Consider the following 10,952-nt stretch of genomic DNA (forward strand, 5'->3'; position numbering starts at 1 on the left):
GCCCCGACCCTGACCGCACCGTCGCCCCGCACCGTCGCCCCGCGCGGCGACCCGCGCGGCACCGCCCGTGCCCGCCCTCCGCCCGGCCCACCCAGCGAGCACCCCGTCCCGCATACCGGACACCGTGTCCAGATCTTGGAGCCGGAGGCGTACGCTCGGAGACAGTCTTTTATGTCGAAGGAGCGAGAGACGATGCCCCAGCTGAGGTCCCGCACTGTCACCCACGGCCGCAACATGGCGGGCGCCCGCGCCCTTATGCGGGCCTCGGGCGTAGCGAGCGAGGACATCGGCAAGCCGATCATCGCGGTCGCCAACTCCTTCACCGAGTTCGTCCCCGGCCACACCCACCTGGCCCCGGTCGGCCGGATCGTCTCCGACGCCGTCAAGGCCGCGGGCGCCGTGCCGCGCGAGTTCAACACGATCGCCGTCGACGACGGCATCGCGATGGGCCACGCCGGGATGCTGTACAGCCTCCCCTCCCGCGACCTGATCGCCGACTCCGTCGAGTACATGGTCGAGGCGCACTGCGCGGACGCGCTGATCTGCATCTCCAACTGCGACAAGATCACCCCCGGCATGCTGATGGCCGCGATGCGCCTCAACATCCCCACGGTCTTCGTCTCCGGCGGCCCGATGGAGGCCGGCAAGGCCACCCTCGTCGACGGCACGGTCCGCAAGCTCGACCTGATCAACGCGATCAGCGATGCCGTCAACGAGAACGTCTCGGACGAGGACATCCTCCGCATCGAGGAGAACGCCTGTCCCACCTGCGGCAGCTGTTCCGGGATGTTCACCGCCAACTCGATGAACTGCCTGACCGAGGTCCTCGGCCTCTCCCTGCCCGGCAACGGCTCCGTCCTCGCCACGCACACCGCCCGCAAGGCGCTGTACGAGGAGGCCGGCCGCACGGTCGTCGAGATCACCAGGCGCTACTACGAGCAGGACGACGCGACGGTCCTGCCGCGCTCCATCGGCACCCGCGCCGCGTTCGACAACGCCATGGCGCTCGACATCGCCATGGGCGGCTCGACCAACACGATCCTGCACCTGCTCGCCGCAGCGCAGGAGGCCGAGCTCTCCTACGACCTCGACGACATCAACGAGGTCTCGCGCCGCGTCCCCTGCCTGGCGAAGGTCGCGCCCAACGTGGCCCCCGGCGGCACGTACTACATGGAGGACGTGCACCGGGCCGGCGGCATCCCCGCCATCCTCGGCGAGCTGCACCGCGGCGGCCTGCTCGACGAGGGCGTGCACGCGGTGCACTCCGGCTCCCTCGCCGAGTGGCTGAAGAACTGGGACGTCCGCGGCGGCTCCCCGTCCCCGGAGGCCGTCGAGCTGTGGCACGCGGCCCCCGGATGCGTCCGTTCCGCGACCGCCTTCTCGCAGTCCGAGCGCTGGGAGACCCTCGACCTGGACGCGGCCGGCGGCTGCATCCGCGACCTGGCGCACGCGTACTCCAAGGACGGCGGCCTCGCGGTCCTCAAGGGGAACCTCGCCGTGGACGGCTGCGTCGTGAAGACGGCGGGCGTCGACGAGTCGATCTGGACCTTCGAGGGCCCGGCGGTCGTCTGCGAGTCGCAGGAGGAGGCCGTCGACAAGATCCTCCGCAAGGAGATCAAGGAGGGCGACGTCGTCGTCATCCGCTACGAGGGCCCGCGCGGCGGCCCCGGCATGCAGGAGATGCTCTACCCCACGTCCTTCCTCAAGGGCCGCGGCCTCGGCAAGAGCTGCGCCCTGGTGACCGACGGCCGCTTCTCCGGCGGTACGTCGGGACTGTCCATCGGCCACGCCTCGCCGGAGGCCGCGTCGGGCGGCACGATCGCGCTGGTCGAGGACGGTGACCGGATCCGGATCGACATCCCGAACCGTTCGATCGAGCTGCTCGTCCCCGAGGCCGAGCTGACCGCCCGCCGCGACGCGCTGAACGGCGTCTACGCGCCGAAGAACCGCGACCGCAAGGTCAGCGCGGCGCTGCGCGCGTACGCGGCGATGGCGACGAGCGCGGACCGGGGCGCGGTGCGGGACGTGTCCAAACTCGGCTGAACCGGGCCCGGCCCCTCGGCTGGAACCACGCCTGACCAGCGGCCGAACGGGACGACCCGGGCGAGGAGCGCCGGGCGGCCCCCCAGCGAGAAGTCCTGGGCGGACCCGGCCGGGAGGTCCCGGGCGGACTTGAGCGAGGAGCCCCGGGACGCCCGGACCGAGGAGCCCCGGGCGGACCCCGCTCTCACCAGCGTGCGGGGTCCTGCCCGTCGACGGCGAACACGGACCCGTCGGGTGCGGTCCCGAAGACGGTCCGGCCCGCGGCGACAGGGGCGGGGAGCGTGGAGGCGTACGTGAGTTTCCCGTCGCGGAGCCGGGGACTCGTCTGCCCCAGCAGCGTTCCGCGCGCCGTGTCCACGGCGAGCAGCCGCCCGTCCGCCGCCGAGAAGTACAGCCGGTTCCCACCGGCGAGGACGGGTGCCGACGTCCGTCCGGCAGCGGTCTCCAGCTGCCAGAGAACGGCTTCGCCGCCGGCCGGACGCGTGTCGACGGCGACCAGCGTCCCGCCGTGCGCCAGCAGATAGGCGGTGTCCCCGCCCACCACGACCTCCGGTTCGTTCATCCGGAACGGCAGCGCCACCCGGGCGACGCGCCTCCGCTCCGGGTCGTAGCGGACGAGCCCGACGGTCTGGGTGTCCCCGTTCATGGACGTCAGGACGAGTGCACCGTCCGAGGTCCCCACCGGGGTGAGCATCCCGTCCAGCCGCCGCTGCCAGGCCACCTGCCCGGTCGCCGGGTCGACGGCCGTGACCAGCGTGGTGGACCCGTAGGCCGAGTGCTCGAACGCGTAGGCCAGCCCCGAGGCGTCGTCGTACAGCGCGAAGTCCGGGCGCCGGTGCCCGGTGAGCGCATGCCGCCAGCGGGAGACGCCGGTCCCCGCGTCGAGTGCTTCGGCCGTGCCGTCCTCGGCGACCAGCAGCAGCGTGCCACCCGCGGCGAAGGGGGTGCCGAGGTACAGGGAGAGATCCGCCTGCCAGACCTGCTCGCCCTTGGCGGGGTCGTACGCCCGGAGCTTCCCGCCCGGCACCGCCGTCTGCACCAGGTCGCCGGAGACCGACACCACGCCGGCCGGCGGGGTCTTCCCGGCGGCGCGGCGGGACCACAGCACCCGGCCGTCCGCGGGGTCCAACCGGGCGGCACCGATACCGGACGCGGTGCAGTACAGCGCACCGGACCGGCCGGACGCTCCTTCGCCGCTGCCGCTGCCGCTGCCGCTGCCGCTGCCGCTGCCGCCGCCACCGCCCGCCGAGAAGCAGGCCGGTGTCGAGGTGCCCGACGACAGCAGCGGCGTACGCCACGGCGCGACCGCTTCCCCCGGGCCCTTCGCCCCGCCCGGCCCACCGGAGCCGCCCGGCTCACCCGAATCGCCCACCACACCGGCCGCCCACACACCACCGGCACCCATGACGAGCAGCGCGGCAGCGGCTGCCGCCCACCGCCGCTTGCCGCGCCGGTCCGCGCTCACCCGCCCGGTCCCCGCCACCGCACCCGCGCGTACATGCGTGTCCGCATCCGCCCGAGCCGCGATTCCCGGCTCCGGCGTCGACTCAGGCCCCGGCGCCGTGCCCGTCCCAGGCTTCTGCCCGGCCCCCGGCACTGCCGCGGCCTCGTACTCGACGGCGCCCGGCCTCCGCTGTGACGGTATGAACGCGGCTGCGTCGTACGAAGGAGGGCGCAGCGCCGCCATGACGTCGTCCGGAGTGGGCCGCTCCGCCGGGTCCTTCGCCAGGCACTGCCCGATCAGCGGCGCCAGATCCGCCGGCACGCCCGCCAGATCCGCCTCGTCGTGCACCACCTGGTAGGCCACGATGTACGGGCTGTCCGAGTCGAAGGGTCCCCGGCCGGTCGCCGCGTGGACGAGCACGGCGCCCAGGGCGAACACATCCGCGGCGGGCCCGACCTCGCGCGGCCGCTGGAACTGCTCGGGAGCCATGTACGGCGGCGAGCCGATCAGCTTGCCCGTCTCGGTGCGCAGATCGCTGTCGTACGGCCGGGAGATCCCGAAGTCGATGACCTTGGGCCCGGAGTCGGAGAGCAGCACATTGCTCGGCTTGAGGTCGCGGTGGATGACCCCGGCCCGGTGGATGTCGCGCAGCGCCTCGGCCAGTCCCGCCGTCAGCCTGCGGAGTTCGGCGGGGGCCAGCGGACCGTTCCGCTTCACCTGGTCGGAGAGTGTGGGGCCGGGTACGTACAGGGTGGCCATCCACGGTCGTGCCGCGTCCGGGTCGGCATCGACGACCGATGCCGTGAAGGCCCCGCTGACCCGCCTCGCGGCCCCGACCTCCTGCCGGAAACGGGCCCTGAACTCGGGGTCCTGGGAGTAATGCCGATGCACCACCTTGACGGCGAGCTGCAGCCCCGACGTGGATCGCGCCAGGTGCACGACACCCATGCCGCCCGCGCCGAGACATGCCTCAAGGCGGTACTGACCGGCGTACTCCGGATGCTCCGCTTCCGGATTGGCTCCGGTACCTCGCAGCGGCGGCATCGCCCACCCCCGTGTGTTCGTCCGCAAGCGCGACGCACGGAGCCTAGTCGATGGTGCGTGCGATACGGAGGGGGCTTGTAGCCTGCGCGTCGTACACACCGTCTCTCAACGGGGGAGGGCCTCCATGGCCATGGAAGAGCACACCGACAGCGCCACCGACAGCGCCACGGACACCGCCGACGCGGCCGAGGGCGTCGCCGCGCTCGCCGGTTCCGACGACGTCACCAGGTACCCCATCGCACCGGGCTACCGCGTCAACGTCCGCACGGGACCGGGCACCAAGTACGGCATCGTCAGGACACTGCCGTACGGAGTGAAGGTTCCGGTCTACTGCCAGAAGCCGGGGGAGCGGGTCACCGGCCCGTACGGCACCTCGAACGTGTGGGACAACATCGCCAACGGCCAGTTCGTGGCGGACGCCTACGTCCACACGGGCAGCGACGGCTACATCGCCCCGCGCTGCGACTGACCGGCGCTGCGACTGGCCGGCACAGCGACTGACCGGCACGGCGAGGCGACCGGCACGGCGAGGCGACGGGAGCCGCGGCGGTGACCGGAGCCGCCGCGGGACCGCGACCGGAGCCGCGACCGGGTCCTTGACCCGCCCGGGGATAATCGACCTCGTGAGCGAGAACAGCGAAGCCCCCGGCGCCGGCGATCCGTCCGGCAGCGATCCGCCCGGCTCCACCACGCCCGGTCCGCAGCCCGAGCCCCTGCTCTTCTTCGGTACGACCTGGGTCGACCACGACGGGGGCTACGGGCTGCGACGTGCCGGGGCCGCGATCGGCTCCCTCGCCGCCGCGGTCGCCGCCTGCTTCGTCCTCCGCTTCGCCTTCCAGGGGCTGGAGATCGCCGACGTCGGCAACCTCGTCGGGATCCTGGTCGTCCTGATGTTTGCCATCTGCAGTGCCGTCGCCTTCCGCAAGACATGGGAAGGATTCAGCCGCCGCCCGGCCGATCCGGTGCGCGAGGCGAACCTGCGCGGCCTCAAGACGATCGGCTTCGTCGGCTCGCTGATCGCGTACTTCCTCCGCACGTTCAAGGAGGCACCGGGCGAGCAGCTGCGCCGCACGGAGTACGAGACGGCTCTGGCCCGCTACGCGAAGCGCCGGTCGGCCCGCACCGGGAACCCGGCCGCCCGCAAGACCACGAAGGGCAAGCGCCCCAAGCGCAAGTAGACCTCCACGAGCTCCACGAGCTCCACGAGCTCCACGAGCTCCACGAGCTCCACGAGCGCGGCCGCCCCGTAAACACCTCCGGCACGGCCGCGGTGGGTTACGTGGTCGACCTGAGCGCGGCGATCCGTCCCGGCCCGTCCCCGTCCCCGCCCTCGCCCCCGTCCCGCTCCCGATCCGCACGCCGCAGCGCCTCGCGTGCCTCACGCTCCGCGGCCCAGCCCTCCAAGGCCGCGGCGCACGCGTGGTCGGTGTGGTGCAGCCCGCCGAGGTCGAGCACCACGACCCGGTCGTGCGGCAGGCCGTCCAGCGCGTCCAGCAGTTTCGGCAGCCGCAGGAAGGTGGCGTGGCCCGCGACCCGCACCCGCAGCACCGCGTCGCCGCCCTGCTCGTGCGCCTGCTCCTGCGTCTCGATGTGCACATGGGAGATGTCCCAGGCGGTCTTGGCGACGGCCAGCAACAGCCCCACCAGCACCCCCTCGAAGAGACTCGTCGCCACGATCGTCCCCGCCGTCACCGCCAGCACCACCGCCTCCCCGCGATGCTCACGCCACAGCGGTACCAGTGCCCGTACGGGAACGAGCTTGAGGCCCGCATGCAGCAGTACCGCCGCCAGCGCCGCCACCGGAATCACCCCGAGCACGCCCGGCAGCACAGCCGTGAAGAGCAGCAGCCACACCCCGTGCAGCACCCGCGACGCCTTCGTTTTCGCCCCGGCCCGGACATTCGCCGCGCTGCGTACGATCACCGCGGTCATCGGCAGCGCGCCGAGCAGCCCGCACACCGCGTTGCCGGCCCCCTGCGCGATCAGCTCCTTGTCGTAGTCCGTCCGCCTGCCGTCGTGCAGCCGGTCCACGGCTGCCGCGCTGAACAGCGATTCGGCCGACGCGATCAGCGCGAACGCGACGACGGTGCCGACGACGCCCACTTCCGTGAGCCGTGCCCAGTCCGCGGGCCCCGGTGGCCGCACGGCGTCCAGCAGCCCGCTCACGGCCACTCGCCGCACGGGCAGGTCGAGCAGCCAGGCCGCCCCGGCCGCCAGGCCCACCGCGACCAGGGGCGCGGGCACCAGCCGGGCGGCCCGCCGCCACTTCGGCCACAGCGTGAGCACGAGGAGCGCCCCGGCCCCGACGGCGACCGCGCTGCCCGTCACCCCCGTACCGAGCGCCAGCCGCGGCAGCCCGCCGAGTTTCTGCCCCATGGTCCCGGGCGCCGTCACGTCGGCGAGGACGTACAGCTGCCCCACGACCAGCACCAGGCCGATCCCGGCGAGCATCCCCTGCACCACGGCCACGGACACGGCCCGGAACCACCGCCCGAGCCGCAGCACCCCCAGCCCCGCCTGCACCAGCCCGGCGACCAGCACCAGCACCCCCAGGGTGCCGACCCCATAGCTGTGCACCGCCTCGTAGACGAGCACGGTCAGTCCGGCGGCGGGCCCACTGACCTGCAGACTGCTGCCCGGGAGCAGGCCCGCGACGAGCCCGCCGACTATCCCGGTGATCAGCCCCAGTTCGGCCGGCACACCGGAGGCGACGGCCACCCCCACGCACAGCGGCAGGGCGACCAGGAAGACGACGAGCGAAGCGGCCAGGTCGGCCCGCGAAACCGGAAAGGGCCGGAAGCTCGGGCAGCGGTACGGAAAACGACGCACGGGAAGCACCTCCATCGACTGACGGACACGTCATGGACAGGGAGATGCGTGGATACCGAGGGACGGTGAAATTCATTGTCCTTTACGGAAGTCGAATGCCCGGCCCGGATCCGGAACCGACTGAGGGTCACGGAAGCGCAAAGAGGTGGAACGCCCCCGTCCGATCACGCCCCCCGTCCCCCGCGCCCCTTGACGGAGGAACACGCCGGCATCAAAATTCATCGCATGATGAATTCCTCGGGCCCCGCCGTCGAGGCCCGCGGCCTCACCGTCGTACGAGGCAACCGCACCGTCCTGCGCGACCTCGACTTCACCGTCGAACCCGGCAGAATCACCGGCCTCCTGGGCCCCTCCGGCTGCGGCAAATCCACCCTGATGCGAGCCGTCGCGGGCACCCAGGCCAAGGTCACCGGCACCCTCGACGTGCTCGGCAGCCCCGCGGGCCACCCCACCCTCCGCCCACGGATCGGCTACGTGACCCAGGCGCCTTCCGTCTACACCGACCTGACGGTCCGGCAGAACCTCGACTACTTCGCGGCGATCCTCCGACCGGGCCGCCGACTCCGCGACGCACGCCGGGCCGCCGTCACCCGCGCGATCGCCGAGGTCGACCTGGCCGACCACGCCGACGCCCTCGCCGGCACCCTCTCCGGCGGCCAGCTCACCCGGGTCTCCCTCGCCGTGGCCCTGCTCGGCACCCCCGAACTGCTGGTCCTCGACGAACCGACCGTCGGCCTGGACCCGGTGCTCCGCCGCGACCTGTGGAACCTCTTCCACTCCCTCGCGGCCGACCGTGGCACCACACTCCTCGTCTCCTCGCACGTCATGGACGAGGCCGAGCGCTGCCACCGCCTGCTCCTCATGCGCGGGGGCGAGATCCTCGCCGACGACACCCCCGAGGCCCTGCGCACCGCCGCCCGCGCCGCGACCGTCGAAGAGGCATTCCTCCACCTGGTCGACAAGTCCGTCGACCAGGCCGCCGTCCGTCAGGAGCCCGCCCGATGAGCACGCACGCGACCCCCGGCTCCCCGAGCACGCACGCGACCCCCGACCCCCTCTCCCGCCCGGCCGCCGCACCGCCCCTGAGCCCCGCTCGCACCCTCGCCACCGCCGCCCGCGTCCTGCGCCAGCTGACCCACGACCCGCGCACCGTCGCGCTGCTCCTCCTGATCCCGGTCGTGATGATCACGCTGCTCCGGTACGTGTTCGACGGCAGCCCCCGCACCTTCGACGCCATCGGCGCCTCGCTCCTCGGCATCTTCCCGCTGATCACGATGTTTCTGGTGACCTCGATCGCCACCCTGCGCGAACGCACCTCGGGCACCCTCGAACGCCTTCTCGCCATGCCGCTCGGCAAGGGCGACCTGATCGGCGGCTACGCCCTCGCCTTCGGTGCCGTCGCCGTCGTCCAGTCCCTCCTGGCCACCGTGCTCTCGGTCTGGGCACTCGGCCTGGACGTCACCGGCTCCCCGTGGCTGCTGCTCCTCGTCGCCCTGCTCGACGCGCTGCTCGGCACGGCACTGGGCCTCTTCGTCTCCGCCTTCGCCGCGTCCGAGTTCCAGGCCGTCCAGTTCATGCCGGCCGTGATCTTCCCGCAGCTCCTGCTCTGCGGACTGTTCATCGCACGCGACCGGATGGCACCCGCACTCGAAGCGATCTCGAACCTCCTGCCCATGTCGTACGCGGTCGACGGCATGAACGAGGTCCTCCACCACACCGACGTCACCGGCGACTTCGTCCGAGACATCCTGGTCGTCGCGGGCTGCGCGCTCCTCGTCCTCGCCCTCGGTGCGGCCACGCTCCGCCGACGTACCGCCTGACCGGCCCCGGTGCGAGGATGACGGACACGAGCACCGAGCACCGTCAGCACGACGCACCGAGAACCGAGAGCACCGCCCGGAGGGTGAACCGCATGACCCAGACAGTTGCAGTCCTCGGCACCGGGAAGATCGGCGAGGCCCTGCTCAGCGGGATGATCCGGGCAGGCTGGCGCCCGGCGGACCTGCTGGTCACCACCCGCCGCTCCGAGCGCGCCGAGGAACTCCACAGCCGCTACGGCGTCGAATCCGTCACCAACGCCGAGGCCGCCAAGCGCGCCGGCATCCTCATCCTCGCGGTCAAGCCCCAGGACATGGGCCGGCTCCTCGACGAGCTCGCCGCACACGTCACCGCCGACCGCCTGGTCATCAGCGCCGCCGCGGGCATCACGACCGCCTTCATCGAGGACCGCCTCACCGCGGGCACCCCGGTCGTACGCGTCATGCCGAACACCCCCGTCCTCGTCGACGAGGGCATGTCCGTCATCTCCGCGGGCAGCCACGCCACCACCGAACACCTCGCCACCGCCGAGGCGATCTTCGGCGGCGTCGGCAAGACCCTGCGCGTGCCCGAGTCCCAGCAGGACGCGGCAACCGCCCTCTCCGGTTCGGGCCCCGCGTACTTCTACTTCCTCGTCGAGGCGATGACCGACGCGGGCATCCTGCTCGGCCTGCCCCGCGTCCAGGCCCATGAACTGATCGTCCAGGCCGCCATCGGCGCCGCCGTGATGCTCCGCGACAGCGGCGAACACCCGGTCAAGCTCCGCGAGGCCGTCACCAGCCCGGCCGGCACCACCATCAGCGCCATCCGCGAGCTGGAGAACCACGGCGTACGAGCCGCCCTCATCGCCGCCCTCGAAGCCGCCCGCGACCGCAGCCGCGAACTCGCCACCGGCAACGGCTGACGGCTGCCCGGCCGGAGGTTGACACGACACGCCCACATCCGTAAGGTTCTCCGAGTTGTCCGACGTGAGCGCCGACCCCGGTCGGTCCCCGGACAGCCATTCCGCAACAACCACGTCCGGTCAGCGACATCTGTCGCCCGACTTTCTGTGCGTATTTGCGAAATGAGGAATCCGCGTTCGAAGGAGCGCGACCCCGATTAGCGTCGGGGCCCAGGATTCCGCTAAAGTCTCACTCGTCGGAACGGCCCAACGGCCGGGAAGGCAAATCCCGCTGACTGGGAATCAGGCCCGAAAGGATCTGATAGAGTCGGACTCGCCGGAAAGGGAAACGCGAAAGCGAAGAACTGGAAAGCAACCCCGCTTCGACCGGGAATCGGACACGAAAGAGTCTGATAGAGTCGGAAACGCAAGACCGAAGGGAAAGCCCGGAGGAAAGCCCGAGAGGGTGAGTACAAAGGAAGCGTCCGTTCCTTGAGAACTCAACAGCGTGCCAAAAGTCAACGCCAGATATGTTGATACCCCGGCCTGCTTCGGCAGGTTGGTGGTTCCTTTGAAAGTCCTGCCGGGCCCTAGCGGGTGCTGGTAGGCAATTACACAGCGAGGACGCTGTGGATGATCGGTCTTATTCCGGCTGATTGTCCCGCTCTCGTGTTGTGTTGTCCCGATTACGGGAAAACATTCACGGAGAGTTTGATCCTGGCTCAGGACGAACGCTGGCGGCGTGCTTAACACATGCAAGTCGAACGATGAAGCCTTTCGGGGTGGATTAGTGGCGAACGGGTGAGTAACACGTGGGCAATCTGCCCTTCACTCTGGGACAAGCCCTGGAAACGGGGTCTAATACCGGATAACACTCTGTCCCGCATGGGA

8 protein-coding genes and 1 rRNA gene are annotated in these 10,952 nt (G+C 71.5%); 7 read left to right on the plus strand and 2 right to left on the minus strand.

Annotated elements, in window-relative coordinates; genetic code table 11:
* The first annotated feature begins 192 nt into the window (after positions 1-192).
* A complete protein-coding gene (ilvD, locus tag ACFVT1_RS07205) occupies positions 193-2,043 on the plus strand; it encodes a dihydroxy-acid dehydratase (RefSeq protein WP_389793313.1) in 1,851 nt (616 codons plus the stop codon).
* A 184-nt stretch (positions 2,044-2,227) separates the two neighbouring features.
* On the opposite strand, the gene ACFVT1_RS07210 is transcribed toward ilvD, so the two are convergent.
* Positions 2,228-4,531, minus strand: a complete 2,304-nt coding sequence (locus ACFVT1_RS07210) for a serine/threonine-protein kinase (protein WP_389793314.1) — start codon at positions 4,529-4,531, stop codon at positions 2,228-2,230.
* A gap of 124 nt (positions 4,532-4,655) precedes the next feature.
* On the opposite strand from ACFVT1_RS07210, the gene ACFVT1_RS07215 reads away from it, so the two are divergent.
* Both ACFVT1_RS07215 and ACFVT1_RS07220 read left to right on the plus strand, forming a co-directional pair.
* Positions 4,656-5,000, plus strand: coding sequence for an SH3 domain-containing protein (locus ACFVT1_RS07215; RefSeq protein ID WP_389793315.1), 345 nt, complete (start codon positions 4,656-4,658; stop codon positions 4,998-5,000).
* Between the two features lie 154 nt (positions 5,001-5,154).
* Complete coding sequence (locus tag ACFVT1_RS07220; protein ID WP_389793316.1) at positions 5,155-5,709, plus strand: hypothetical protein; 555 nt, start codon at positions 5,155-5,157, stop codon at positions 5,707-5,709.
* Positions 5,710-5,806: 97 nt separating this feature from the next.
* On the opposite strand, the gene ACFVT1_RS07225 is transcribed toward ACFVT1_RS07220, so the two are convergent.
* Positions 5,807-7,360, minus strand: coding sequence for a SulP family inorganic anion transporter (locus tag ACFVT1_RS07225; protein WP_389793317.1), 1,554 nt, complete (start codon positions 7,358-7,360; stop codon positions 5,807-5,809).
* 225 nt (positions 7,361-7,585) lie between these two features.
* On the opposite strand from ACFVT1_RS07225, the gene ACFVT1_RS07230 reads away from it, so the two are divergent.
* From ACFVT1_RS07230 to ACFVT1_RS07245, 4 genes are all read left to right on the plus strand, one after another.
* Entirely contained in the window at positions 7,586-8,365 is a 780-nt protein-coding gene (locus ACFVT1_RS07230) for an ABC transporter ATP-binding protein (RefSeq protein WP_389793318.1), read from the plus strand.
* Positions 8,362-9,180, plus strand: coding sequence for an ABC transporter permease (locus tag ACFVT1_RS07235; RefSeq protein WP_389793319.1), 819 nt, complete (start codon positions 8,362-8,364; stop codon positions 9,178-9,180). Before ACFVT1_RS07230 ends, ACFVT1_RS07235 begins: the two co-directional genes overlap by 4 nt.
* Before the next feature lie 92 nt (positions 9,181-9,272).
* Complete coding sequence (proC, locus tag ACFVT1_RS07240; RefSeq protein ID WP_389793320.1) at positions 9,273-10,082, plus strand: pyrroline-5-carboxylate reductase; 810 nt, start codon at positions 9,273-9,275, stop codon at positions 10,080-10,082.
* Positions 10,083-10,760: 678 nt separating this feature from the next.
* Positions 10,761-10,952: ribosomal RNA gene (locus ACFVT1_RS07245) — 16S ribosomal RNA — on the plus strand; the annotation flags it as partial.

It is taken from the genome of Streptomyces sp. NPDC057963 (assembly GCF_042887155.1).
Classification (GTDB): Bacteria; Actinomycetota; Actinomycetes; order Streptomycetales; family Streptomycetaceae; genus Streptomyces.

Coding starts and splice junctions, on each gene's coding strand:
- ACFVT1_RS07235 (WP_389793319.1), top strand. CDS start 8,362: ATGAGCACGCACGCGACCCCCGGCTCCCCGAGCACGCACGCGACCCCC.
- ACFVT1_RS07230 (WP_389793318.1), top strand. CDS start 7,586: ATGATGAATTCCTCGGGCCCCGCCGTCGAGGCCCGCGGCCTCACCGTC.
- proC (WP_389793320.1), top strand. CDS start 9,273: ATGACCCAGACAGTTGCAGTCCTCGGCACCGGGAAGATCGGCGAGGCC.
- ilvD (WP_389793313.1), top strand. CDS start 193: ATGCCCCAGCTGAGGTCCCGCACTGTCACCCACGGCCGCAACATGGCG.
- ACFVT1_RS07210 (WP_389793314.1), bottom strand. CDS start 4,531: ATGCCGCCGCTGCGAGGTACCGGAGCCAATCCGGAAGCGGAGCATCCG.
- ACFVT1_RS07215 (WP_389793315.1), top strand. CDS start 4,656: ATGGCCATGGAAGAGCACACCGACAGCGCCACCGACAGCGCCACGGAC.